At 39.1% G+C, this 26,335-nt stretch carries 27 protein-coding genes; 23 read left to right on the forward strand and 4 right to left on the reverse strand.

Features of this window, described 5'->3' with window-relative positions; all coding sequences use genetic code 11:
• The 11 genes from CCK98_RS12690 to CCK98_RS12740 are packed head-to-tail and all read left to right on the forward strand — an operon-like array spanning position 1 to position 9,085.
• Positions 1 to 1,467 (forward strand): heme ABC transporter ATP-binding protein, encoded by a 1,467-nt coding sequence (locus tag CCK98_RS12690; protein WP_088086922.1) that lies wholly within the window; start codon positions 1 to 3, stop codon positions 1,465 to 1,467.
• The gene (gene cbiB / locus CCK98_RS12695) at positions 1,464 to 2,447 is read left to right on the forward strand and encodes an adenosylcobinamide-phosphate synthase CbiB (RefSeq protein WP_088086923.1); all 984 of its coding nucleotides are present in this window, start codon (positions 1,464 to 1,466) and stop codon (positions 2,445 to 2,447) included. The genes CCK98_RS12690 and cbiB overlap by 4 nt, the downstream gene beginning before the upstream one ends.
• On the forward strand, positions 2,404 to 3,480 hold the full coding sequence (gene cobD, locus CCK98_RS12700; RefSeq protein WP_088086924.1) for a threonine-phosphate decarboxylase CobD: 1,077 nt from the start codon (positions 2,404 to 2,406) through the stop codon (positions 3,478 to 3,480). The genes cbiB and cobD overlap by 44 nt, the downstream gene beginning before the upstream one ends.
• Positions 3,462 to 4,034 (forward strand): bifunctional adenosylcobinamide kinase/adenosylcobinamide-phosphate guanylyltransferase, encoded by a 573-nt coding sequence (locus tag CCK98_RS12705; protein WP_088086925.1) that lies wholly within the window; start codon positions 3,462 to 3,464, stop codon positions 4,032 to 4,034. The genes cobD and CCK98_RS12705 overlap by 19 nt, the downstream gene beginning before the upstream one ends.
• Positions 4,031 to 5,539 (forward strand): cobyric acid synthase, encoded by a 1,509-nt coding sequence (locus CCK98_RS12710; RefSeq protein ID WP_088086926.1) that lies wholly within the window; start codon positions 4,031 to 4,033, stop codon positions 5,537 to 5,539. Before CCK98_RS12705 ends, CCK98_RS12710 begins: the two co-directional genes overlap by 4 nt.
• Positions 5,536 to 6,324: an adenosylcobinamide-GDP ribazoletransferase gene (gene cobS, locus CCK98_RS12715; protein ID WP_088086927.1), complete on the forward strand. Its 789-nt coding sequence runs from the start codon at positions 5,536 to 5,538 to the stop codon at positions 6,322 to 6,324. Before CCK98_RS12710 ends, cobS begins: the two co-directional genes overlap by 4 nt.
• A complete protein-coding gene (locus tag CCK98_RS12720) occupies positions 6,294 to 6,893 on the forward strand; it encodes a histidine phosphatase family protein (protein WP_256942331.1) in 600 nt (199 codons plus the stop codon). Before cobS ends, CCK98_RS12720 begins: the two co-directional genes overlap by 31 nt.
• Positions 6,845 to 7,279, forward strand: a complete 435-nt coding sequence (locus CCK98_RS12725) for a bifunctional adenosylcobinamide kinase/adenosylcobinamide-phosphate guanylyltransferase (protein WP_088086929.1) — start codon at positions 6,845 to 6,847, stop codon at positions 7,277 to 7,279. Before CCK98_RS12720 ends, CCK98_RS12725 begins: the two co-directional genes overlap by 49 nt.
• A gap of 15 nt (positions 7,280 to 7,294) precedes the next feature.
• Entirely contained in the window at positions 7,295 to 7,879 is a 585-nt protein-coding gene (locus CCK98_RS12730; protein ID WP_088086930.1) for a cob(I)yrinic acid a,c-diamide adenosyltransferase, read from the forward strand.
• 1 nt (position 7,880) lies between these two features.
• A complete protein-coding gene (locus tag CCK98_RS12735; protein ID WP_088086931.1) occupies positions 7,881 to 8,372 on the forward strand; it encodes an ECF transporter S component in 492 nt (163 codons plus the stop codon).
• Positions 8,369 to 9,085 (forward strand): ATP-binding protein, encoded by a 717-nt coding sequence (locus tag CCK98_RS12740; RefSeq protein WP_088086932.1) that lies wholly within the window; start codon positions 8,369 to 8,371, stop codon positions 9,083 to 9,085. Before CCK98_RS12735 ends, CCK98_RS12740 begins: the two co-directional genes overlap by 4 nt.
• A 17-nt stretch (positions 9,086 to 9,102) precedes the next feature.
• Here CCK98_RS12740 and CCK98_RS12745 read toward each other — a convergent pair whose 3' ends face one another.
• Positions 9,103 to 11,205, reverse strand: a complete 2,103-nt coding sequence (locus tag CCK98_RS12745; protein WP_088086933.1) for a transglycosylase domain-containing protein — start codon at positions 11,203 to 11,205, stop codon at positions 9,103 to 9,105.
• A 221-nt stretch (positions 11,206 to 11,426) separates the two neighbouring features.
• Here CCK98_RS12745 and CCK98_RS12750 point away from each other — a divergent pair, with 221 nt between their 5' ends.
• The 9 genes from CCK98_RS12750 to CCK98_RS12795 all read left to right on the forward strand — a co-directional run bounded on the left by CCK98_RS12750 (position 11,427) and on the right by CCK98_RS12795 (position 21,196).
• Complete coding sequence (locus tag CCK98_RS12750; RefSeq protein ID WP_088086934.1) at positions 11,427 to 12,116, forward strand: ABC transporter ATP-binding protein; 690 nt, start codon at positions 11,427 to 11,429, stop codon at positions 12,114 to 12,116.
• Positions 12,113 to 13,462, forward strand: a complete 1,350-nt coding sequence (locus tag CCK98_RS12755) for an FtsX-like permease family protein (RefSeq protein WP_088086935.1) — start codon at positions 12,113 to 12,115, stop codon at positions 13,460 to 13,462. The genes CCK98_RS12750 and CCK98_RS12755 overlap by 4 nt, the downstream gene beginning before the upstream one ends.
• A 108-nt stretch (positions 13,463 to 13,570) precedes the next feature.
• Positions 13,571 to 13,837, forward strand: coding sequence for a phage holin (locus CCK98_RS12760; protein ID WP_088086936.1), 267 nt, complete (start codon positions 13,571 to 13,573; stop codon positions 13,835 to 13,837).
• A 136-nt stretch (positions 13,838 to 13,973) separates the two neighbouring features.
• Complete coding sequence (locus CCK98_RS12765; protein ID WP_088086937.1) at positions 13,974 to 15,194, forward strand: MFS transporter; 1,221 nt, start codon at positions 13,974 to 13,976, stop codon at positions 15,192 to 15,194.
• A 229-nt stretch (positions 15,195 to 15,423) separates the two neighbouring features.
• Positions 15,424 to 15,648 carry a hypothetical protein gene (locus tag CCK98_RS12770; protein WP_088086938.1) on the forward strand — a complete coding sequence of 75 codons (225 nt, stop codon included), beginning with the start codon at positions 15,424 to 15,426 and terminating at the stop codon, positions 15,646 to 15,648.
• Positions 15,649 to 16,116: 468 nt separating this feature from the next.
• Positions 16,117 to 17,703 (forward strand): spore germination protein, encoded by a 1,587-nt coding sequence (locus CCK98_RS12780; protein WP_088090391.1) that lies wholly within the window; start codon positions 16,117 to 16,119, stop codon positions 17,701 to 17,703.
• Positions 17,700 to 18,917 carry a Ger(x)C family spore germination protein gene (locus CCK98_RS12785; protein WP_088086940.1) on the forward strand — a complete coding sequence of 406 codons (1,218 nt, stop codon included), beginning with the start codon at positions 17,700 to 17,702 and terminating at the stop codon, positions 18,915 to 18,917. Before CCK98_RS12780 ends, CCK98_RS12785 begins: the two co-directional genes overlap by 4 nt.
• A gap of 30 nt (positions 18,918 to 18,947) precedes the next feature.
• Positions 18,948 to 20,054 carry a GerAB/ArcD/ProY family transporter gene (locus CCK98_RS12790; RefSeq protein ID WP_088086941.1) on the forward strand — a complete coding sequence of 369 codons (1,107 nt, stop codon included), beginning with the start codon at positions 18,948 to 18,950 and terminating at the stop codon, positions 20,052 to 20,054.
• A 35-nt stretch (positions 20,055 to 20,089) separates the two neighbouring features.
• Entirely contained in the window at positions 20,090 to 21,196 is a 1,107-nt protein-coding gene (locus CCK98_RS12795) for a GerAB/ArcD/ProY family transporter (protein WP_088086942.1), read from the forward strand.
• Between the two features lie 14 nt (positions 21,197 to 21,210).
• Here the strand turns inward: CCK98_RS12795 and CCK98_RS12800 are convergent, their stop codons facing one another.
• The 3 genes from CCK98_RS12800 to CCK98_RS12810 form a co-directional block, all read right to left on the reverse strand.
• Positions 21,211 to 22,890 (reverse strand): PAS domain S-box protein, encoded by a 1,680-nt coding sequence (locus CCK98_RS12800; RefSeq protein WP_088086943.1) that lies wholly within the window; start codon positions 22,888 to 22,890, stop codon positions 21,211 to 21,213.
• Positions 22,891 to 23,118: 228 nt separating this feature from the next.
• Positions 23,119 to 23,622: a GNAT family N-acetyltransferase gene (locus CCK98_RS12805; protein ID WP_088086944.1), complete on the reverse strand. Its 504-nt coding sequence runs from the start codon at positions 23,620 to 23,622 to the stop codon at positions 23,119 to 23,121.
• Between the two features lie 180 nt (positions 23,623 to 23,802).
• Positions 23,803 to 23,958 (reverse strand): YpzG family protein, encoded by a 156-nt coding sequence (locus CCK98_RS12810; RefSeq protein ID WP_088086945.1) that lies wholly within the window; start codon positions 23,956 to 23,958, stop codon positions 23,803 to 23,805.
• A 252-nt stretch (positions 23,959 to 24,210) separates the two neighbouring features.
• Here CCK98_RS12810 and CCK98_RS12815 point away from each other — a divergent pair, with 252 nt between their 5' ends.
• From CCK98_RS12815 to CCK98_RS12825, 3 genes are all read left to right on the forward strand, one after another.
• Complete coding sequence (locus tag CCK98_RS12815; protein ID WP_088086946.1) at positions 24,211 to 24,570, forward strand: DUF3147 family protein; 360 nt, start codon at positions 24,211 to 24,213, stop codon at positions 24,568 to 24,570.
• 18 nt (positions 24,571 to 24,588) lie between these two features.
• Positions 24,589 to 24,960 (forward strand): DUF3147 family protein, encoded by a 372-nt coding sequence (locus CCK98_RS12820; protein WP_088086947.1) that lies wholly within the window; start codon positions 24,589 to 24,591, stop codon positions 24,958 to 24,960.
• 191 nt (positions 24,961 to 25,151) lie between these two features.
• Complete coding sequence (locus CCK98_RS12825; protein ID WP_088086948.1) at positions 25,152 to 26,330, forward strand: acyl-CoA dehydrogenase family protein; 1,179 nt, start codon at positions 25,152 to 25,154, stop codon at positions 26,328 to 26,330.
• Positions 26,331 to 26,335: the final 5 nt, after the last annotated feature.

The following is a 26,335-nucleotide window of genomic DNA, read 5'->3' on the forward strand; positions in this document are numbered from 1 at the left end:
ATGCTTAGTGTTCAACAGGTTTCCGGTGGATACTCGAGTGAAGCGGTTCTGAAGGACATTTCTTTTGATGTGGAAAAGGGAGAATTATTTGGGATATTGGGGCCAAATGGAAGTGGAAAGACAACCCTTTTAAAAATGCTTAGTGGAATTTTACCAATCCAAAAAGGTGAGATTATTATCAATCGGAAACGGCTGCAGGAATACAGACCAAAACAGCTGGCCCAAATGATTGCCGTTCTTTCACAACATTCATCACAATCTTTCTCGTACACCGTAAAAGAAACCGTTTCGCTTGGCCGTTATGCACATCAAAAGGGGTTATTTCAATCCTGGAGTAAAGCCGATGAAGAGGTTGTCCAGCGAGTAATGAAGCAAATTGGTGTTTCCAGGTTCCAAAATAAAAATATTCAGGAGTTATCAGGCGGTGAAAAACAACGAGTATTTCTCGCCCAATCATTAGCCCAAGAGCCTGAAATATTATTGTTAGATGAACCTACGAACCATTTGGATTTGTCGTATCAAAAGGAATTGTTAGATTTCTTAAAACAATGGACGTCAGAAAATGGATTAACAGTCATCTCCATTTTTCACGATTTAAACCTTGCAGGGCTTTATTGTGATCGATTGCTCCTTCTCGAAAATGGAAGAATTAATATCGATCATATTCCTAATGAGGTGCTTCGGGAAGAACGAATAAGAGATGTGTATCATACAGATATTCAAAAACATCCTCATCCTAAAGTCGCTGCACCGCAAATGGTTTTACTGCCAAAAGTGAAAAACGAAGTTGTCGAATTTGATATAAATGAGTCGATGTTACATATCTCAGAAGAATTAATCGAGTTAACATCCCCCATGCCATTAAGGACGATGTCATCTGGGGTGATTGGTTCGGGAACGGGATGGCACCAAACATTTGTGAACCGCCATGTTCACAAGGGTTACAGCTGTAGTGACCATCGCTCAGAAATGGCTTCATTTTTAAAATCAAAAGGGTTTGAACCGTCGGAAACTGTTGGCATGATGACCGCAGTTGTCCTCGAAGATGTAGTTTACAAGCGATTTGAACATAATAGCTTCTCGATATTTGCTGTTGTGACAGCAGGAGTAGGAAATGCGATTGATGCATCGAGAAGTGAACAGCATACATTTGAAATGACACCTGGAACAATCAATACCTGGATTTTTGTGAGCGGCGAGCTGACAGAGGAAGCTTTTATTCAATGTATCATGACCGCAACTGAAGCGAAGGTCAAGGCATTGAATGATCTAAAGATAATCGATGAAGTCACCGGAACGATCGCCACTGGTACATCGACAGATAGTATCTTAATTGCTGCTACTCAAACGGGTGAAGTATTAGAATTTGCGGGAACCATTACCCCGTTAGGCAAGCTTATTAGCAAGGCAGTTTATCAGTGCACGATCGAAGCGATTCAAAAATCCAGCAAAAGGAAACGCAAATGATCGTCTATCATTTAATCTCAATCACAGTTGCCTATATAATTGACCTGTTTATTGGGGATCCACCCGATTGGCCCCATCCTGTAAGATGGATTGGAACCATGATAACTTTTCTTGAAAAACGTTGGAATAATGGCAAGTCTAAGCGATGGAAAGGGGTGGCCATGCTCCTTTTTATATTACTCTTAGTTTTTTTCATCGTTTTGTTATTAGTTTTAATTGGATATAGGATTGATCCTTTTGTTGGAATTTTAGTGGAAAGTATGATTATTTCTACAACCATTGCTCAAAAAAGCTTGAAGGTGGCTTCTCTAGAAGTTTATCGTCCATTAATAGAAGGGGACCTTCCTGAAGCAAGGAAAAAACTATCCTATATTGTTGGCCGTGATACAGATTCCTTGGATGAGAGTGAAATCGCTCGCGGTACGATTGAGACTGTGGCCGAAAATACTAGTGATGGGGTGACGGCCCCCTTGTTTTGGGCACTGATTGGCGGAGCCCCGCTGGCGATGGTTTATCGCGCAGCCAATACATGTGATTCGATGGTGGGCCACTTGAACGATAGATATAAAGAGTTTGGCTGGGCGTCTGCAAAATGGGATGATGTGATGAACTGGATTCCGAGTCGCGTAACAGGGATCATCATGCTGATAGGTAAGCAACCGGAAACCATGAGTTTTCAAAAAGCTTGGGCGATTTTATTCCGTGATGCGAAAAAGCATCCGAGCCCGAACAGCGGCTGGGGGGAAGCGGCAGTTGCAGCTATTTTAGGGATACAGCTTGGCGGAATCAATTATTATAAAGGCATGATATCGAACCGGGCAAAAATGGGTGATCCCATTCATACGATCCAAGCGGAACATATCATCAAAGCCAATCACATTCTAAGTAAAACGGTCTTTTTATTTTTACTATTTTTATGGATAGGGGGAATGCTCCTTGAACTGGCCGTCACATGGCTCGAATCCTCAATATTTATATGAGGCAATGGGGCTTGCACTCCCGTTGCAGTTTATAGATTTTAGCGTAAATATTAACCCGATTGGCCCGCCATCTGCTTTGAAAGAAAAATGGCCGGGTTTTTTTCAAGAAATTAACGTTTATCCAGATCCTTATGCAACACAGCTTAAGGAAAGGATTGCAAAATCGGAGCAGACCCCGATCGATACAATCCTGATTGGAAATGGAGGAGCAGAGCTTATTACGCTGCTTGCCCGTATGCTTGCCGGCAAAAAAGTACTCATTGTGGAACCCACATTTTCGGAATATGAACAAGCATGTCGGGCAAACAAATGTGAAATTGTCTACCATCAACTTGTGGAGCCGAACTTTGAATTAAATCTAGTCGATTTTCACTCGAGTCTGATGGATGCAGATGCGGTGTTTTTGTGTAATCCAAACAATCCAACAGGTATTTACTATCCGGCCTCTACGGTTATTTCGATCATTGAGGAATGTGAAAAGCGAGATTGCTTGGTCGTTTTGGATGAAGCATTTTTTGATTTTTTAATAGAATATGAATCAGTTGTTCCATACATAAACAAGTTTTCAAATTTAATTATTATTCGCTCGCTGACAAAGATGTTTGCAATTCCAGGTATACGCTTGGGATATTTAATCGCTCAGCCAGCTATTGTTTCAAGCCTTAGCCAGTTACAATCACATTGGAGTACCAATACCATTGCGTTATTAGCAGGGGAACTTTGTCTGCAAAATGAATTTTTTATTAAAGAGTCACAGGCATATATTAGTCATGAGCGGAAAAGGCTGTTTGCATTTTTTACACAGGAAGAATTTGTGGTTTCGTCTTCCAACGTGAATTTCTATTTATTGAAGGATCCGCATTTGAAAGATCAGTTTGCGTTGTTTGAGTTCCTTCTTCATCAAGGAATCATTCCAAGGCATACCTTTAATTTTCCTGGTTTAGAGGGAAGATGGCTTCGGTTTGCCATAAAAAGTAATCAAGAAAATAATCAACTAATGGAAGTGTTGGTGAAATGGCGTCATCATCATTAATCTTCATAACAGGCGGAGTAAGAAGTGGGAAGAGCAGCTTTGCTGAGAGGAAAGCAGTAGAGATCGCTCGTAAGACAGGCTGCCAGCTTACCTATCTGGCAACCGGTGTTCCTTCTGACCAAGAAATGAAGGAACGAATTGAAAAGCACCAACTTGATCGAGATTCAGCAACTTACCGGTGGAAAACGTATGAACGGTCAGTTAAAATCGGGAATATAGCTGATGACTTTAATGGCGAGGATGTTATTTTGTTGGATTGTGTCACGACTCTATTAAATAATGAATTGTTTTCTTCTGCGCAAGCATGGGATGAACGTTTTTTAGAAACGGTTAAAGAAAATGTGATTACAGGGATTACTTCGATAAAAAATCATGCTCGGACAATAATTGTCGTCAGTAATGAAGTATTAAACGAGCCGTTACTTGGAAATGATCTGGTGTTTACCTATGGCCGCTTGCTGGGCCAAATCCATCAATATTTAGTCAAGGAAGCGGAGTTAGTGTTTTTAGTGGAGGCAGGGATTCCTATCGTAATGAAGGGAGTATCGCAATGAAAGGAATCATGATTCAGGGTACGGCTTCAGATGTGGGCAAAAGTCTAATTGTAACGGCGATGTGCCGAATACTTGCCAATGAGGGAGTAAAGGTCGCCCCATTTAAATCGCAAAACATGTCCAATAACTCGTACGTGACACAAGACGGTAAAGAAATTGGCAGAGCACAAGGGATTCAGGCGGAAGCTGCTAGAGTGGAGCCAACTATTTGGATGAATCCTATTCTATTAAAGCCAGGGTCAGATCAGCATGCCGAAATTGTTTATCTAGGAAAAGCGATCGAAACCCTTTCGGGGCGTGGGTATCGGGATCATTTTTATGAGAAGGGGTTAGAGGTGATTAAGAAATCAATTCATCAGCTTGCCGATGAATTTGATGTTGTGGTGATTGAGGGAGCAGGCAGCCCGGTTGAAATCAATTTAAAGGACCGCGAGTTAGTGAATATGAAGGTAGCCGAACTTGCCGATGTACCAGTTATACTGGTTGCTGATATTGATCGCGGCGGGGTATTTGCTAGTATTGTTGGCACACTTGAATTATTGGAGCCTTACGAAAGGCAACGAGTTGTTGGTGTAATTATCAATAAATTCCGCGGAGATATCACCCTATTTGAAGATGGAGTTCAGTGGCTGGAGGAGAAAACAGGTATCCCTGTATTGGGTGTATTGCCATTTGTGGAGAATCATATGATCGATGGAGAGGATTCTTTATCGATTCGCAGCCAATTTTCTAATCAGAATCAAGGGACAATTGATATTGCAGTCATCAACCTGCCGTTTATTTCAAATTACAGTGATCTGGAACCGTTTTTATTTGAAAAAGATGTTTCGCTCCGTTTGGTCAATCATGCGAGTGAGTTTGGACAGCCAGATGCCGTTATCCTTCCGGGGACGAAAAGTACGATTAGCGACTTGAAAAATTTAAGAGATAAACAGTTAGATATCTTAGTCCAAACCTACGTAGCAAATGGCGGTTATATTGTTGGGATTTGCGGCGGGTATCAAATCCTTGGCGGATATTTGATCGATGAAGTTGGTTCCGACACTGGGATACCGAACTACAAGGTGAAGGGGTTAGGAGTGATTCCTGCTGCTACCACTTTTTATAAAGAAAAGGAAACAAATCGAGTCAGTGCACTGTATCACAAGGAGATAGAATTACCAATCCACCAGCCGATCGTAGGGTATGAAATCCATTTAGGAAAGACTATATTTTCTAAAGAAGTCTGTCCGTTTTTAACATTATCAAACGGGGAAGAAGAAGGCTATATCGCCAATGACGGTCAAATTATCGGAACGTACCTTCACCATTTATTTCATAATGATGAGTGGAGAAATCACTGGTTAAACATGATTCGGACAAGGAAAGGACTCCCAGCTGAAGCAATTCGTTCAATTAGCGACTATAAGGACAAACGATTTGATTCTATCGCTGCCGAAATGAAAAGTCATCTAAAATGGAATCTGATTAAAAAGATTATCAATCAATGGGGTTCAAAAACATGAAGTTTTTGAAAGGCTTCTTGATTAATATTCAATTCTTTACAGCAATCCCTATAACACTCGAGTTACCTATGGATAAAGACCATCTTAAAAAGGCAGTCCAAGCCTTCCCACTCGTTGGATTAATACAAGGGATCATTTATTCAGCGGTATTTTATCTGTGTCTTGAATTTACTCCGTTTTCCCATCTTGCTTGTGCATTCTTGCTTTGGCTGGTAACGATTTTTCTGACCGGAGGAATTCATCTGGATGGCTGGATGGATGCAAGTGACGCTTATTTTTCCTATCAAGATCAAGGGAAAAGGCTGGAAATTATGAAGGATCCAAGAACGGGCGCCTTTGGTGTCCTCTCCATTCTTGTTTTATTAAGCTGTCGGTTTCTATTTATGTATGAGAGTACAGCAAAGATCGAAAACGTACTATTTATTATGATTGCAGTCATTCCTTTTTTAAGTAAAACTGTCATGGGTGTTCTGTTGTTAACGGTAAAGTCAGCCAAGGATGAGGGGCTGGGCGCGTTATTCCAGAATGCGGCGAAACCGCAGGCATTATGGCTATATCCTATTTATTTAATTGGTGTACTAGTTCTTGTTAATTTATTCATAAATAAATTCTTCTTAATAGGGTTATTGATTTTGGCTGCAGCATGCTGTTTATTCCTTTTTCGTCGGAAAGCTGTGCAATGGTTCGGCGGTATAACGGGGGATGTCTTAGGTGCAGCTGTTGAAGGGACTGAGTTAATTCTGTGGATGACCGTGTGGTTATTGCATTATTTCGTCATGGTGTAACAGAAGAAAATAGACGGAAAGCCTATCTAGGGTGGAATGATTCGCCTTTATGTCCGAAATCAAAAACTACATTCGTAACAAAAAGCTATCAGCACTATTTTTCTAGTGATTTGCAAAGATGTACTAATACAGCGCAAATATTATTTCCAAACTCTAGCCCCTATTTATTAAAAGAATTACGAGAAATGAATTTCGGCAAATGGGAAGGGAAAACGTATGAAGACTTGAAAGAAAATAGTCTCTACCGCCAATGGCTGGAAGATCCTGTTTTGCATTGTCCGCCTGACGGAGAATCATTTGATGAGTTCACTAAAAGAGTTGATGCTGGCTGGGCTAGGATGATTGGAGAGATTCTCGATTCAAGTTTGCAGAACGCAGCAGTAATTACACATGGGGGAGTCATCAGATATCTTTTATCAAAATTTGCCCCACACCAAAAAGAATTTTGGGAGTGGCAGGTTAACCATGATCAGGGGTTCGAACTCATATTTGAAAAAGATTCTTTAAGGAGGGGGACGCGGTGCACTTTATTATTGGAGGTGCCTTTAACGGCAAAAGGGCATGGGTAAAGAATACCTACACTGCATACAAGAATAAACATTGGGTCTCAGCATATGATAACCATTCTCTCCCGATAAATTTAATCGATTTTGGCAAGGATGTGATGGTCCTTGAGGGAGTAGAAATTTGGTTGAAAGATTTAACGGCGACAAATGATGCCGACCAGTGTCGAAAGATCTGGAATGATTGTTTAGAGAATTGGCTAACTTGGGAACGAATTAGCGAACATCACCAATTAGTTGTGATTGGAACAGATATCACAAAAGGAATTGTGCCATTGGAAGTAGAAAATAGACTATGGCGGGATGTAACAGGATGGGCCTATCAAGATATCGCAGCAAAATCAGCAAAGGTTGACGTCATTTGGTATGGATTAAAGCAAACTATTAAGTAAAGGGGAGAAGTTTCAATGAGAATTTACACAAGAACAGGTGACAAAGGAAAAACAAGCATAATAGGTGGCAGGGTAGACAAGGATGATACCCGTGTGGAAGCGTATGGAACGGTAGATGAAGTGAATTGCTTTGTCGGTCAGGCGATTCAAGAGCTTGACCCCAAATTATTCAAGGACGTGCTTGATGATCTGGAGAAAATTCAACATGAATTATTTGATTGTGGCGGCGACCTTGCTAATGTGACTGAGAAGCGAGTGATAAAGCTGCAGCAAGAATCGATTGATTACCTTGAAAAGAAAATAGATGAATACATTAAAGAAGCACCAGAACTCGAGCGATTTATTTTACCAGGAGGAACCAAGCCCGCGGCATCGATTCATATTGCTAGAACGGTGACAAGAAGAGCGGAAAGATTAGTTGTTAAGCTAGTCAAGGCTGACTCTAAAACACCTGAATTAGCCTTAATGTACTTAAACCGCTTATCAGATTATTTCTTTGCATTGGCTAGAGTTATAAACTTCCGATTAAATGTCAACGACGTTGAGTATGTGCGCAGTGCAAATGTATTCAGGGATGGGAAGCGTAAGGAGGAAAAGTAGTATGAAGGGAAAAGTGGTGAGCGGGCTGGCCATGTTAACGGCATTGTCAGTTGTCGGAGCGATGATAAAAATTCCAGCCATTGTCGGCAGTGTCGCATTGGATGTTTTTCCAGCCCTATTGGCAGCAGTCCTGTTTGGTGCGGGGGCTGGAGCGGTTGTGGCTGCATTTGGTCATCTCCTATCTGCACTAATAGGTGGTTTCCCATTGGGGCCAATGCACTTATTAATTGCTGTCGAAATGGCAATGCTCGTTTGGATGTTTGGACGTCTTTATAAAAACAATAAGGTTTTAGCAAGTGCGCTCTTCATTATTGGGAATGCATTTGTTGCTCCCTTACCATTTATGTTCTTAATGAATGTCGGTTTTTATTTAGGAATTGTGCCTTCATTGCTAATCGGTTCGGTCATCAATACTGTAATTGCACTGGCAGCAATTCCACGCCTTTCTTCATTGGTCAATTTTGGTTTAGCAAAGCGGGAAGAAAAATTATGAGAGATATTATAACCGTTCCTTTAAATGGTATGGACTCCCTCATTATTGCTTGTGATAATAGTGGAGCTATCGGGATGAAGGAAAAAGATCTAGTTTATGTCCCATACGAAACGGTGGCTTATTATTCGTTTAGAGTTGCGGTCATGGAATGTATCTCAGCAGGCGCGGAGCCCATTTCAGTGGTGCTCCACAACTTCTGTGGAAATGAACCCTGGGATGAATTGGTTAGTGGCATTCAAAAAGGTTTGCACGACCTAAATCTATCAGATGTATTGATTACGGGTAGTACAGAAAGTAATTTTTCACTGATGCAATCTGCACTTGGCTTAGTTGTTATCGGCAAAAAATTGACTGCTCAAACATTAGAAATGGCTTACTCTAACCAATTGAGGTTTGCTGTTGTAGGTATGCCTTTGGTTGGGGAGGAAGTGATCGAACAAAATGATCAAGTTGCCCCTCTGTCCGTTTTTCAGAAGATCAGTAGGATTCATGATGTAATGGTTTGGCCGGTTGGTTCGAAAGGGATTTTATATGAGATCAATCAGATGTTCCCTAATCTAGAATTTTCACAGGAAATGATCATCCCAAACGTAGATATTTTAAAATCAGCTGGACCAGCTACCTGCTTTCTGGCTGTGTATGATCTAGGACAGGAAGAAACAGTAATGAAAACAGCAGGAAGATTTTTCAACCTATTGGAAATAAAAAAATAGCACGCATCGATTGCGTGCTATTCACCTCTATTTTTAACTTTTTCAACTAATGAATTTACGGCCTCGCCGAGCTTATATAAAGCCCTATCCAAGCCCTTTTTCCATCCAGGGGCTTGTTCTTTTATGGTTTCACCTAGTTTTTGAGCATTTTCATTTAATTCTTTGCTTATCTTCTTCGCCTGTTCATTGATTCTTAGATTTGGGGGAGCTTCTCCGGCGAGCTGTGCATTAATTGAAGAAACTTCGAATTGCTCTTTCGGAAGATGCTGAATAGACTCCTTCATCATCTCTTTAAAAATTGGCACCACATTGGCTGAACTCGCACTTGGCAGGTAATGCTCTCGGTCGGTTTGGTCAAATCCTAACCAGATTGCCCCGACAAGATTTGGGGTATATCCAACCATCCATTGATCCTTTGTTCCACTGACATCCTTAAATGGTAACTGGGTCGATCCTGTTTTTCCGGCGAGTTGCACTCCAGGAATACGGGCGCGTCTACCCGTCCCGGTTTCTACTACATTTAAGAGCATCGATGTCATTTCATCCGTGACCTCTCCTGACGTCACTTTTGTGGTTTTCGCTTCCCGCTCTGCTAAAACATTTCCAGTAGGTCCCACTATTTTAGTAATTAAGTGGCTATCTTCACGCTTTCCGCCATTTGGGAAAGCTGAAAAAGCGTTAGCCATTTGTAGGGGAGAAACCCCTTTACTCATTCCCCCTAGTGCAATTGCTAGGTTTTTATCTTCTTTTGTAACAGGGATGCCAAACCTTTTTAATGAATCTATCCCTTTATTTAGGCCAATTTCATTTAACAGCCACACTGCCGGGATATTCAGCGATTTCTCAAGTGCCTTATACATTTCAACCTTTCCAGAATATGTTTTTGAAAAATTTTCTGGTTTGTAATTTCCGAAGGTGGTTGGTTCATCGACAAGCTTGGATGAATAGTTGTATCCTTCTTCAAGGGCTGGTGTATATACTGCCAATGGTTTGATCGTTGATCCAGGCTGTGCACGTAATTGTGTTGCTCGGTTAAAGCCTCTGAATACATGCTCACCGCGGCCTCCAACAAGGGCTAGTACTCCCCCTGATGCAGGGTCCATTAAGACTGAACCACTTTGAACTAATTTACCCCCTTGACTCCTTGGGAACAAGTAGTTTTTACTATAGACTTTTTCAAGTCCAGACTGAAGATCTTGATCCAAAGCAGTATATATTCGATAACCTCTTGTTAATATTTCCTCCTGTGTTATGCCGTATTTATTGATAGCTTCATTTAAAACAGCATCCACATAATAAGGGTATTTTCGTTCAACAAAGCTCCCGCCGCCATCGTGAAGACGAATCTTTTCTTTTTTAGCCTCGGTATACTGTGAATTATTAATCATACCTAGTTCTTTCATTTTTGCTAACACCGTATTTCGTCTTTTCATCGCTAAATCATAGTTATTATAAGGGTCCAGATAATTCGGTGAATGCAATAGTCCGGCTAGCATTGCTGCCTCGCTCACCGTTACATCAGTAATATCTTTATTAAAATATTTTTTCGACGCATTGCTGATTCCCCAGGCACCGCTCCCGAAGTAAACCTGATTGATATACATTTGCAGAATCTCGTTTTTGGTATAAACCTTTTCAATTTTTACCGCTAAAAATAATTCCTCTGCTTTTCGCTTATAGGTCCTTTCTGGTGAAAGAAGGGCATTCTTCGTTAACTGCTGCGTTAAAGTACTGCCACCGCCTGTAATTCTTCCCGCAAACAAATTACTGAAAAAGGCACGGGCAATTCCTTTGATATCAAAACCGCCATGCTGATAGAAACGTTCGTCCTCGATGGCAACGACCGCATTGGGGACATACTTTGGCAAGTCCTCGATTTTTACGCCTTTCGTCCGATTGGTAGCGACATTACTAGCCACTTTTCCATTTTTATCATAAATAACTGTCGGCTGACTGAGACCCTGCTTTAATGATTGAACATTTGCTCTCATCGCGAGCCAGCCGAAATAGAGGATGGTCGCTAGAACAACCACTAGAATAATTAATAAGAATATTTGAGTTAAGTGTTTCTTTTTCCAGAAACGAACGATTTTTTCCCAAAATGGATGCAATTTCTCCATGTGACCTCCTTACTTTAAAAGAGTAATTTTTAATTCCTTTATTATAAATTTTATCGAATTAAAAGACTAGTAAAAGCCATTTGGCTATTATTATTCCCCCTAGGAACAAATAAAACTTAGGTACGTCTAACAAGTAATTAAAAAAATATTTTAAATTTGTGTAGGGTTCATTAAAAAAACTTCGTCTATTAGGTGTAATGAATGGGAAACAGGAGGAAATAATGATAACGATAAAAAATTTAAGCCATGATTTTGTGATTGGAAAAAAAGGAAGACAAACAATTATTCCGGTACTTAGAGATATTTCTTTGACGGTCGAAAAAGGTGAAATTGTTACGATTGTTGGTAGAAGCGGATCGGGGAAATCAACGCTTCTTAATTTAGTGAGTGGCTTTATTCATCCGAAAGAGGGTGAAATTTGGATCAGCGGGGAAAAGGTAACAGATCTGAACGAAACGAAATTTGCAGATTTTCGGATTAATAATCTAGGATTTATTTTTCAAAGCTTTCAATTGATTCCGAGCATGACTGCCTTTCAAAACGTGGAGCTGCCGCTTATTTTAAAAGGTATTAACGAAAAGGAACGAAAAATCCAAACGGAAGAAATGCTTAAAAAAGTTGGTCTGCTAGATTACCAGGATCATTATCCGGGAGAATTATCAGGCGGGCAGCAGCAGCGGGTAAGTATCGCCCGTGCGTTAATTGTTAATCCCCCGATAATTCTTGCCGATGAACCGACCGGCAGCCTTGATAGTGAAACAGAGGAAGAATTATTGAAATTCATTAAGGAATTAAATACGGATTTAGGAATCACCTTTTTGATAATTACCCATGATGACAAGGTGGCCGATATCGGTAACCGAAAGATTGAGTTAAAAGATGGCCGTATTGTCGAGGGGGTGCTGTTATGAAGTTAAAAGATCAATTCCGCTTCGTCAGCCAGAATATGAAGAAAAATAGAACGAGAGTATTTATGACGATTCTTGCGACAGCAATGGGATGTGCCTTCTTAATTGTTCTCGCCTCTGTCGGGTTTGGCTTACAGAAATCAGTGGTAAAAGAAATTACTGAACGCAGGGTCATTACCCAAATTGATGTCCATGGCAAAGAAACAAAAGATCAAGGGGTTTTTCGTCCTTTAAATGATAAAGATATTCAAATTTTTGAAAAAGTTAAAGATGTAAAAGCTATCACAAGAAGGAAAATGTTGCAACAGGAAAGCACCTATACGATTGGGAATTATCAAGAAGCAACGCAAACTTTTGTGGCGAATTTTCCGGCAGAAATAAAATCCGGTTTTGAATTATCTGAGGGCAGGCTGCCAAAGGGGAAAGATGAAGTGGCCGTAGGGTATAATTTCCTAACTAATCTCGCAGAAAAAGAGGCTGGCGATGATTTGTACGATGAGAAGGGTCAGGTTAAAGCGGAGTACCTCTATAAAGGCGAATTACTTGGCAAGGAAATTTCGTTAACGATCAGGCAGTTTAAAGAGGGCAAACAAGTAGTAAAAACGATTCCTTTGAAGGTTGTTGGCATCTCTAAAAAGCCAACGAAAGAATGGGCCGAAGATAGAAGTGTGTTTATTTCGGATGAAATTCTAACGGAAATTGAGACGTTCACTGGAACACCAAAAGGGTACCAGCTCGATGCCAATGGTGAAGTACCTGTCGACCTGAATGTCAATAAAAACTCGTATGATGAAGTTAAAATCTATGCTAAAAACATGGAAGCCGTCCAAAGTATCTCTGATCAATTAAAAGACAAGAATTATGCTTCGTATTCAGTGGTAAATGAATTAAAAGAGGTAAATATGGTATTCATGATTGCAAAAGCAGGACTCATATTTATTGGGACGATCGCCATTTTAATCGCTTCTATCGGAATTTATAATACGATGACGATGGCGGTGACCGAGCGGGCGCCTGACATTGGAATTATGAAAGCAATCGGTGCGAATCCGAAAACAATTAAGCAAATCTTTCTGCTTGAAAGCAGTTATATTGGATTAATCGGTGCACTCATTGGTACAGTCGTTTCCTATGGGATTAGTTATACGGTGAATTTTGCGATTCCATTAATTATCAAACAGGCATTTGGTCAAGAAACGGACTTAGACATAATATTTAGTGACATCCCACTTATTTTACCAATCATTTGTATTGTAATTTGTTATGGTGTTACGATTATCTCAGGATTTCGACCAGCACAGCGGGCAACAAAAGTTGATGTATTAAAAGCAATGCGAAGAGAAGTTTAGTTACGAGGTTATCCACTGAAATTCCGTACCATTCGCGGACAACCAATTCCTAGTCCAAGCATATGTTAATAGAAAGATTGTTTAACATAAAGGAAAGGGCTGGGGAAGATGATTAACTGGAAGGTCCGATTAAGAAACCGGAACTGGGTTATCGCGTTTGTATCTCAAATTATGATTGTTGCTCAAATGGTGTTTGCGTGTTTAAATTCCTTTGGGATCATTGATTTTCAACTCACGGATGCTATTCAAAATTCTGTGTTAACCTTTTTAAATGCTGTATTTGTATTGCTGTCTATGTTAGGAATCGTACAGGATCCAACCACTAAGGGCTATGGGGACAGTGAACGGGCGTTAAAATACAAGGACCCAAATTAATTAACTCATGTCAGTTCCAAAATGGAACTGGCTTTTTTTGTTAGTTATATTGGAACAGTGAGAAAATTCTTTACATTATCTATTCAAATTGTTTTACTAGATATTGACTAAAATATTCGTGAGAGGCAGTACATATATGGAAAAAGTAAAAAACTATATTGGGCAATATCATCCAATTGTATGGGTTTTGTTATTAGGTACAGTTTTGTCAAGGGGCTCGGCTTTTATGACGCTCCCTTTTCTATCAATCTACTTATCTAGACATATGGACCTGTCACCAATCGTGATTGGGTTAACCGTTGGGATGAGTCCATTAATGGCGACCGTCGGCGGTTTTATTGGCGGCCATTTATCGGACCGGTTCGGACGTAAACCTATTATGCTGACTGCTTTGTTTGCGTTAGCATTTGTTTATTATGGGTTCACCCTTGCATCAGGACAGGGGTGGTTTATTCTCTTAAATGCACTAAACGGGCTTTGTACCTCATTCTTCGAACCAACCTCGCAAGCCTTGATGGCCGATTTAACCAGCAAGGAAAAGCGGATGAAGGTTTACTCTTTACGCTACACTGCGATGAATATCGGAGCATCCGTAGGTCCGCTTATTGGTGCATACTTGGCAAGTACGGCTGCTAAGCTTTCCTTTGCGATTACGGGAACAACTTATCTTATCTATGCGATTGTATTAGTTTATTTTATGAAAAAGCTGGTTATCCAAACAGATAAGATTAGTAAAAAGGTGGTATCCCTTGGGGATGCATTTTGGATTATTAAAACAGATAAGGCCTTAAGGTATTTAATCATTGGGATTATTTTAGTTAACATTGGCTATGTTCAAATAGATTCCAATTTACCGCAGATTTTAGAAGGTACGGTTGATAATGGCATTGTGATTTTTTCCTCGCTCATAACGATTAATGCCTTGATGGTTGTTTTCCTGCAGATGCCAATTAGCTATGTTGCTGAAAAGTTTAGATTAATGCAGGTAATGGTAGTCGGTGCAATTTTTATGGCGGCAGGTTTAATCGCATTTAGCTTTGTAAGTGGCTGGGTAACAGCTATACTTGCAATCGTATTATTAACCCTGGGTGAAATATTAATCTTTCCTTCCAACAGTATGATGATTGATCAATTAGCCCCCGAGCATTTGCGCGGCACCTATTTCGGAGCAGCTCAATTCCGGAAAATTGGAAATTTTCTTGGGCCAGTCATAGGCGGCTACATACTTAGCCTGTATCAAGGACAGATCATGTTTTGGATTATTGCTCTAATAACACTAGGAAGTATCGTGTTCTTTACAGCTGGAAACAAAGTTTTCATTGACACTAAAGCTTCCAGCATGGAAAAAACGACTTGAAAAAGATAAAAAAATGCTTCTGGTGATGAAAACCAGAGGCATTTTTTTACATCGTGACCCAAAATAAAAACACTACATTTATTACTAAGATGCCCACAATTTCCCAAATGTTTGTTAAAATAAGGATGAGAGATATGGTAAGAGGAAAACTTAGGTTTTAGCCCTTAGTAGTACTTCTTTATTGTTTTTTGAATAGGATTAATGATCTATTGGGAAAGGGGTCCTTAAAATGTGGTTTTGGATTACTATTTCTGCTCTTTGTTTCGTCCTATTGCTGTTTTTAGAGGAATTCATCTACTATTTTTGGAACCGTTATGTGTATGGTGCAAATTATGAAAGAAAGTGGAGATGGTGGAGTAAACTGTCTGTTGCAGGTGTTATTTTTAAACGAGTGTTCCATAAAAGAGAAAAAGAAATATCGAATTCTAATTCAGATAAGGGCTTGCCATTATAAGGTAAGCACTTATCTTTTTTTTATTTTAAATTCTAGTTAGAAGAATTCCCCTTTTTCCTATTTAAAAAAGCACCTATGGAATCAATGACGTAAAACAATATAAATAATAAAATAATAATATATTCAGCTGTCTCCATAACCCTAAAAGGGTTTAATGCCTTCCAAAAAATCCCTGAAATACTTATTCCCATCAAAAGATCCAATGAAATAATTAGTATTAAACTGAAAGCCGCCAGCAGGGTTGTTACAAATAATATTTTCAGCCTCATCACACCTTTAGGAATCATCTTGTTTTTATTGTTCTTTTCTAAGCAGTTCCTTATTCGGAACTAAAAATGTTAAGAATGCTTGTATAAAAACCGATTTCAATAGGATAAAGTGATATACCTTGGGCAATATATCCAGTATTGGGAGAAAAGTGTTCAAATAATATTAAGGGAGGCGGATATTGTGTCGATTTTATCTAAAATGCTTAAAAATAAACAAAAAAAGAGACAGGACGATAATTATAGGCAAAAACAAGATCCGCAAAAACCGGAGGACTTGCCAATCTTAAGAGATTATCAAGAAAATATATCACGTATCAAAGAGGAAGTTGGCAATAGTACCGACATTAACGTTCGCGAGTTTAAGATTGGTGCATATAAAGGTGCTCTTGTTTATGTTGACGGATTGGCTAGTGTTATCGCAATAGCCGACTATATATTAGAAACCGTAATGGAGACAGAAGTACCCGACGTACCAGTCGATATATTTCAATTCATGTTGGATAAAACAATGGCACTAGGAAGTGTCAAGACCATTGAGAATTGGAACCAAGTATATGATTCATTGTTTTCAGGAGATACAGTCATCTTTTTACAGGGATGCAACAAAGCAATCAGCGGCGAAACCAAAGGATGGGAAAGGCGTGCGATTTCCGAGCCTACCACACAACTATCGATTCGTGGTCCAAAGGATTCTTTTACAGAAACCCTTCGGACGAATACAGCATTAATTCGTCGCCGGATTAAAAGTCCAAATTTGAGAGTGGATTCCATGAAAATAGGAGCTGTATCCCAATCAGATATCGCAATTATGTATATGAAAGGCATTGCCAATGAAAAAATTGTTGGCGAGGTCAAAGAAAGGCTTAATCGAATCGATATCGATTCGGTCCTTGGTTCTGGATATATAGAGCAATTGATTGAAGACCAAACATGGACAACATTTCCAACCACCTACCATTCAGAAAGGCCCGATGTTGTAACATCACATTTACTTGAAGGGAGAATTGCCATAGTAGTTGATGGGACTCCGTTTGTTGTTACAGTTCCAGCTATTTTTATTCAATTTTTCCAGGCTCCGGATGATTACTATTCACGGTTTGACATTTCAACAGGAATACGTTTGTTAAGAATTTTAGCATTCCTTATTGCTGTTATTGGACCATCTGTTTATATTGCTGCGACCACTTTCCATCAAGAGATGATCCCGACGACGATGGCTATTGCTATTGCTTCTCAACGTGAAAATGTTCCCTTCCCTGCCTTTGTTGAGGCATTAATCATGGAGGTAACATTTGAAATTTTAAGGGAGGCGGGTCTTAGGCTTCCACGGGCTGTTGGTCAGGCCGTATCGATTGTAGGGGCTCTCGTAATTGGCCAGGCAGCAGTACAGGCTGGGTTTGTCTCTCCTGTAATGGTTATTGTCGTTTCAATCACCGCTATCGCAAATTTTTCCACACCGGTTTTTGCGATGGCGATAGCAGCAAGATTAGTTCGCTTTGTCCTGATGGGATTAGCTGCGATTTTGGGATTTTATGGAATCATGTTAGGGATTATGTTCATGTCCATTCATTTATGTTCGCTTCGCTCGTTTGGAATTCCATACATGATGCCGCTCGCACCATTCAACATCCATAATCAACAAGACGCATTCGTTCGCTTTCCTATCTGGTCTATGAAAAATAGACCCATGTTTATTAGTAAAGGCAATATGAGGAGAACTGGAGATAATCAAAAACCTGGGCCACCCAAATCAACGGAAAATCAACCTAAAAATGGTGAAGAATGATGAAAAAATGTTTCATTATTATTTTGATATTAATCATGTCTCTACCGATCCTGAGCGCTTGCTGGAATCAGAAAGAACTTACTGATTTGGCCTTTGTAATGGCACTTGGTATTGATAGGGGTGAGGACGATCTGTACCATCTTTCGTTTCAGCTTGTTAATCCAGGCAACGTTTCAGCTGGGCAAGGTGGAGGAGGAGGCCAGGGGCTGCCGATAGCCGTTTATAAAAGCACTGGTAGAACCATTACTGAAGCGTCAAGAAATGCAACGAAAAAGGTTTCGCGCCGTTTATATTATGCACACACTAATTTAGTCGTTGTTAGTGAAGAGGTGGCGAGTGATAGAACACTGATGCTTAATCTGTTGGATGCCTTTGCTAGGGATCCAGAGTTTAGAACAACTACAGAGTTAATTATTGCAAGAGATTCTACAGCAGAGGAAATAGTTACTACTCTGACTATTCTCGATAAACTGCCTGTCACCAAAGTCACAAAAGAAATCAAATCTACTGAAGCTATGAAGGGGGAAAATATAAGTGTAAGTATAGATGATATCATTGATGGAATTGTCGACAGTGGGAAAGAGCCTATTCTAAACGGTTATCGACTAATTGGTCAAAAAGAAGAAGCCAATAAAGCAACTAATTTGCAAAAAACAACAACCTATGCTTTCCTCTCAGCTGATGGCTTAGCGGTTATTAAAGAGGGTGCATTGATCGGTTGGATAGAGAGTAACAAGGCTCGTGGAGTGATCTGGGTCTTAGATAAAGCGAAGAGTACCGATATCACACTTAAGTGGAAGGGGAAGAAAAACGCCATTAGTATGGTGCCAATTAGATCAAAAACCAAAGTTTCAACCATCTTTAAAAATGGGAAACCTGTAATAAATATTAAAATTGAGAATGAGGGCTGGATTAGTGAAGCGAATACAGCAATAGAATTGATGGATCCAAAAACGATTGGAAAAATTGAAAAGTTAGTTGAAAAAGAAATTAAAAAGGAAATACAGTCTTCAGTAAAGGAAGCCCAGAAACTAAAGTGTGATATCTTCGGGTTTGGTGATTATGTACATAAAGCTAATCCTAAACTATGGAAGAAGCTTAAAGGGGATTGGAACGATTATTTTGCAGACCTAGAAGTGAATGTTAAGGTAGATTCCTACGTGCGGCGCGAAGGGGTTCGGACAAATCCGTTTTGGTCAGACATTAATAAATAATGCGGTATAAGGAGGGGGGGACAATCGTGCATGGAAAAGGCAAAAATAAGTGGATCCCAATTGTTCGTTCTGATCGTTTTGTTTGAAATGGGTAGTGCGATTCTTCTTGGTCTCGGAGCAGAAGTGAAACAGGACGCCTGGATTGCTATTTTGTTCGGTTTAGCTGGGGGAATCATTGTCTTTTTTATTTATTACCGCTTATATATGTACTATCCTGACCTGCCCTTAACTAGTTATCTTCAAAAAATTTTAGGAAAATGGTTTGGCAGGTTTATTGGGTTATTATATATTGTCTATTTTATTTATATTGCGTCAAGGGTATTGCGAGATTTTGGAGAGTTATTAACCACAACGATTTATAATAGCACTCCGCTATTTGTTGTCAATTCCTTAATGATCCTTGTTATTATCTATGGGATCCATAAGGGGTTTGAAGTTTTAGCCCGAGTTGGAGAAATTTACTTTGGAGTTGTCTACCTGACGGCGATTTTAGGCATGCTGCTAATTACCTTTTCGGGTTTAATTCATTTGAGTAATCTAACCCCGATCTTAGAGCATGGATTGAAACCTGTTATTAAAACATTTTTAACCACAACCCTCACCTTTCCCTTTGGGGAAATGGTGGTCTTTACGATGCTGCTCCCATTTTTAAATGATAAAAAGAAGGCCAAAATAGTTTGTTTGGGTGGGATGATATTAGCGGGTATAAATATTACAATAACTGCTGTAATAAATATTTCTGTTTTGGGAGCAGGTCTCTTTCAGCGGTCCACTTTCCCCTTATTAACCACAGTAGGAAGAATCCAAATTGCGGATTTTATCGAACGTTTAGATGTATTATTTATGCTCTATTTAATCATTGGTGGTTTCTTTAAAATTTCCATTTATTATTATGCTGCAGTGGCCGGGGCTGCTGATATCTTTCAATTTAAAAACCAACGTAAGCTGGGGTTTCCAATTGGAATGATCGTTTTATTTTCATCAATAACGATTGCATCTAATATTGCAGAATTTCTCAAGGAGGGGCTCGTTGTTGTGCCGGTTTATTTGTCTTGGCCTTTTCAAATCATCATCCCCTCTATTTTACTAATCATTGCTTTTTTTCTTAATAGGAAGAAACAAACTAGCTCTGCTTAAATAAATAACCCTGTTTAAGGGGGGATCAATCGTAGATGGAAAAGGCGAAAATAAGTACAACCCAATTGTTCGTCCTGGTCGTTTTGTTTGAAATGGGTAGTGCGATTCTTGTTGGGATCGCAGCAGATGCGAAACAGGATGCCTGGATGGCCATTTTGCTTGGTTTATCCGGCGGTATAATGATCTTTTTAGTTTATCACCGATTATATATATATTATCCTGACCTGCCCTTAACGAGTTATGTTCAAGAAATTACTGGAAAATGGCTTGGCAGGTTGATTGGGTTATTATATATTGTTTATTTTATTTATCTTGCAGCAAGGGTATTGCGAGATTTTGGAGAGTTATTAACAACGACTATTTATAATAGTACTCCGTTATTTGTTATCAATAGCTTGATGATTATTACCATTATCTATGCAATCCATAAAGGGTTTGAAGTCTTAGCCCGAGTTGGCGAAATTTACTTTGGGGTTGTCTACCTGACGGCGATATTAGGAATGATGTTAATTACCTTTTCTGGGTTAATTCATTTGGGAAATCTAAAACCAATCTTAGAGAATGGGTTGAAACCAGTAATAAAAACATTTTTAAGTCAAACCATCAACTTTCCTTTTGGAGAAATGGTCGTCTTTACGATGCTGCTCCCGTTCATAAATGATAAAAAGAAGGCTAAAATAGTCTGTTTAAGTGGAATGATATTAAGCGGAATAAATATTACTATTACAGTTGTAGTAAATATTTCTGTTTTGGGTGTGGATCTCTTCCGTCGATCCAATTTCCCCTTATTAACCACAATAGGGAGAATCCAAATTGCCGATTTTATCGAACGTCTCGATGTATTATTTATGCTCTATCTAGTCATTGGGGGTTTTTTTAAGATTGCAATCTACTATTATGCTGCAGTTGCTGGTGCTGCGGATATCTTTCAAATTTCAAACCAACGTAAGCTTGGGTTTCCAATTGGAATGATCGTCTTATTTGCATCCATTAACATTGCATCTAATTATGCGGAACATATAAAGGAAGGGCTAGTAATTGTACCCACTTATTTACATTGGCCTTTTCAAATTATCATTCCTTGCGTGTTATTAATTATTGCTTTTTTCCGAAATCGGACGAAAAAGAAAAGCCCGTCATAATAGACGAGCTAATCCTAGTTGTTTTCCACTTTTTCAGGTATAGAGTGCTTAATTTTCTTAAGGTCCTTTTGCTTGACCGGTAAGGAAATTTGAACAGATGTCCCTTGTTTTTTCTGGCTTTCAAAACGGATGGTTCCCTGATGTGATTGAACAATCTTGAAACTAACCGTTAAACCTAACCCGGTCCCTTTTTCTTTAGAAGAGTAGAAGGGTTCGCCAATTTTCTCTAATCTCTCTTTTGAAATACCGCAGCCAGTGTCTTTAATGGTAATTAACACATGACTTTGTTCTAATTGCTCTAGAACAATAGAGACTGTTCCACCATTTTGGCTTGCTTCAATCGAATTTTTAATCACATTGATAAACAATTGCTTGAGTTGATTTGGTTCGCATTCAATCCATATGTCATTTTTTGGAAAAAGAGAATCAATTTGAACATTATATAAACTGGCTTCGGTGTTTAATAATGAAATGACATCCATTAAAAGCTTCTGAAGATCTGCTTTGGTATATTTTAATAGCTGAGGTTTTGCCAATAACAAAAGCTCACCAACAATGTCATTGATACGATTTAATTCGTCGAGCATAATTTGATAAAAAAATTGATGCTTCTCATCTTCCATTTGTAAAAGTTGGACAAATCCTTTTAATGACGTCAGCGGATTCCGAATTTCATGGGCAACGCTGGCAGATAATTCACCAACGATTGATAGCTTTTCTGTCCTGCGAAGACGTTCTTCTGCATCCCTTAAGGTGGTCACATCACTGCCATAGCCAATAATTCCAGCGATATTTCCATTAATAATGATCGGAAGGGAAGTACATTGTAAGATAATCCGATTCCCGTTTGCATGTGGTATATCCAGCTCGTACATGACCGGTTTTATTTCTTCCACAACAGTGGAAATGAACTTTGGAAGATATCGTTTATACCTTTTCGGTAATAATTGTTTTACATTTTTCCCAATCGCTTCTTCCCGTTTGAAGCCTGTAATGACATCATACTGTGGGTTTAAATTGGTAATAGTTCCGCCTAAATCCATCATATAAACAATATCTGGACTGTATTCAAATAATGACTTATATTGTTGCTGACTCTCTGCTAATTTTAAGGCCATTTCCTTTTTTTCGGTAATATCACGTCCAATGATGACCAAACCTTGTCTACTGCCATCTTCGTGAAATAGTGGTACTTTAATCGTGTCAAATATTTTTACTGATCCATCTGGAACAGGAAGGACTTCCTCTATTCGAGTGATTTCTCGATTAATCCAAGCTTCTTCATCAGAAGTTTCACAAAATCTGAGAGCATCACTGTAAAAGTCTGTATACTCGGCTAATTCCGAATCCTTTTTCCCCCGATAATCGACATTCTCAAGCTGAAACAATTGTAAACCAAATTCATTTGCTTCAATCCATCTGCCTTCACCGTCTTTAAAGTTAACAAAATCAACCATTGAATTGATTAAAGTAGATAGACGTTTCTGATCTTCCTGGGAAACATCTAACTCCTCTTTTTTACTAATGAAGAAATAAATGAACCCTCCAGTCATGGCAACATAAAAGATCTCTTTTGACCTTAACACCAACTCAATAAGTGAAGAAGGCACATATTGTTCGATTACATAATTGGACCCATATATCCAAATAATACTTGTAAAAAAGTAGAGGATGATGATCTTTATTTTATTCATGGAAATCTCCAGTTCTATTCAAGGAATAAAGTTTATTAAAAACAAGGAGTAGTGAGTATTTATTACTCCTTAGTCTATAGTACTAGATAATCCATTATTTTGGAATAATGGAACGCTTGAAATATTAATAACTATAAAAACTTTTGCTACATTATTATCTGATTGCCTACATGGAAAAGGCTTATGGAGTGTATTCCATAAGCTATCTGTTCTTCGATTTCAAGATTTTTAGAAGAGTCTTTTTCCAAGGATAATTAGATCACGTTCAATGCCATCCAGCTCAGCCACATTCGGAAGCTGTGCCCATTTTTCAAATCCAAAACTTGAGAAAAGTTTAATGCTAGGTTCATTATGACCAAAAATAAAACCAAGTAAGGTTTTGATTTGCAGACTTGGACAGGCATCGATTGCTTTTTGGATTAAATATTTACCAAGTTTCCGACCTCGAAAGTCGGGATGAATATAGATACTAATTTCTGCAGTCGCATTATAGGCAGGCCTGCCGTAAAAAGATTGGAAACTAACCCATGCGCAGATTTCTCCTTGGTTTTCTACAACCCATAATGGACGAAAGGTTGATGAATGTTCGTTAAACCATTGAACTCTGTTTTCTACTGATATTGGTTCAAGATCGGCTGTAACCATCCTACTTGCTATGGTTGTATTGTATATATCAACAATTACAGGCAAATCACACATATCGGCATCTCTAATCGTAAAGTCATCAAACATGTCATGTTCCACTCCCGTTTTTTTCTTAATAGATTTTATGATATCTTTTGGAACAAACATTATCAATATTGTAATAACAAATTACTTAGAAAAAGAAAAACCTTTTCTCGAAATTGCTATTCGAGAAAAGGTCATTTCTAATGACAGTAATTGTTATGCTGCCATTCCTCGTTTCTTTGCCTAAACCCAACGGTGGGCCTTGGCATTGCTCCTTAAGATGATCGTGTTGTGCGTCACTTGAGTTTGCCCATTCACTTGTGAATTTTGACGTTTTGGACGCGTCGTATGGTAGTGAAAGAGCTCTGAGTGCGGATCTAAATGGTCTTTATAACTCATCTAAAATCACCTCATCAAAGGATTTGAAACGACGATATTCTAATGAATATCACTATTATCTTTTGTCAAATGACAGGAAAATAGTCATCAAACTTGAATTTAATGAGAAATCTCTTCAAAAACGTTAATAAAACGTTCACATGCATAGTCATGGAAATGAGTTAAAATGAATACATCGAATGATTGTGATTCAATTCACAAAACAAATTATTTTTAACAGCATGTCAAAACAATAAAAGAGGCGAATTTAAAATGGTTAGTTTATCACTTGGCGGACTGCTTCTTCGATTCCTATTGGGAGGTCTAGCTGTAGTTGCCTGTACTGTCGTAGCAAAGAAGTTAGGGGAGAAAGCTGGGGGAATATTTGCTGCATTTCCTGCTGTTTACCTGGCAGCATTACTCACCATCGGTCTTGATTTTCACGGCGGTCAGCTTATTACCCATTCGATCATGTTATCTAAAGGAGCCATTTTTGGAATGGCAATCAATATTCTTGTCGCCATCCTCGCAGGCTATCTGCTTCCTAAGATAGGTTGGAAAAAAGGAATCCTCCATGCAATGGCTTGTTGGTTTACTGTATCAATTGTTGTTGTATTCATTACATCTCATTAAATGAAAAAGGTGGACAACATGAATAAAAAAGACTTATTTATTCGGTTTTTACTAGGTGGGGCAGCAGTCTCCCTAAGTTATCTTATAACTATTATTTCCCCATGGAAGATTCTTGCCGGTATTTTTGCCGCTTTTCCAGCCGTTATGCTGACAGCCGTTATTATGGTGGGAATTGCCTCGGGGACTAAGAAAGCAACAAATATTGCTAGAGGCTCCGTATATGGAATGATTGGTGGAATCATTTGTGTAATAACAGTTTTAATAACATTGGAAACCAGTGAAAATTGGATTTTTAGTATCATTCTAGGTCTCCTATTTTGGCTTGGAAGTTCACTTACCCTTTCCACCTTGAGAGAGCGGGCAGCAAGAAAAGTAATTAGCCATGTATAGTTAACAAAAAATTCTTTGGCGCCATAGCTAGAGAATTTTTTTTATTAAGAAAATATTAACTTGTATTATCTGAAAGTTCGGAATAAAATAAAGTTAACATACCAACCGGTAGGTATGCCTACAAACGGTTCAGCATATTATATTTTAACGGCATTAAATTTGATGTTAAGAATAAGAATGGAGTGAATGGTATGTATTTACGATTGACTGATGAACAAAAAATGGTACAAAAAACAATTAGAAGATTCGTAGAAAAAGAACTTATTCCCCTTGAAAACGATGTACTCCGCAATGAACGAGAAGGTAAACCGAGTCTTCCTGCAAGTAAACTAAAAGAGCTGCAACTTAAAGCGAAGGAAGCTGGTTTTTGGGGAATTAACACTCCAGAGGAATATGGTGGTGCAGATCTTGGTCAAATGATGATGGCAATTGTGTTAATGGAAGTTTCAAAAACCTTTGTCCCATTCCAGTTCGGCGGTGGTGCAGATAATATTCTTTACTATGGTAATGAAGAACAAAAGAAAAAATACTTACTTCCGACGATTAATGGCGAGAAAAAGTCTTGTTTTGCAATGACCGAGCCAGGAGCTGGTTCTGATACCAGAAATATCAAAATGACAGCAGTGAAAGACGGCAGTGAATGGGTTCTAAATGGTGAAAAAACGTTTATTACCGGCGGAAACGAAGCGGACTTCGTTATGGCGATAGCGATTACGGATAAGGAACGACATCAATCAACACAAGGCCGCGAAGGGGTTACATGCTTTATTGTCGATCGCGATATGGGCTGGAAATCAGAGTATATACATACAATGGGAGAATGGGGTCCAGCCGGCTTAGTTTTTGATAATGTCCGTGTTCCGGAGGAAAATATCCTTGGTGAATTACACAAGGGCTATAATCTTGGTCTCGAGTGGATTGGGTTTGCACGCTGGGTTGTTGGGGCAAGAGCAGTCGGTGCCGCAGAACGCTTGCTGCAAATGGCGATTGATTATGCCAAGGAACGGGTTACATTTGGGAAACCCATTGCCGAAAGACAAGCAATCCAATGGCAAATCGCAGATTCTGCGGTTGAAATTGAAGCGGCAAGATGGCTAGTCTTGAACGCTGCCTTTACTCTAGATCATGGGGAAGATAATCGACACGTAGCATCGATGGCAAAATTATATGGTGCAAATATGGGCAACAATGTCGTCGACCGTGTCCTTCAAATTCACGGCGGGATGGGGTATACAAGAGAATTACCAATTGAGCGCTGGTATCGTGAAGCCAGACTATGGAGAATTTACGACGGCACAGACGAAATCCAACGAATGATTATCGCACGTAACCTGATTAAAGGTCATGTGAAGATCGGTCAATACGTGTAAGAAAA

This window comes from Bacillus sp. OV166 (assembly GCF_900177675.1).
GTDB lineage: Bacteria > Bacillota > Bacilli > Bacillales > Cytobacillaceae > Neobacillus.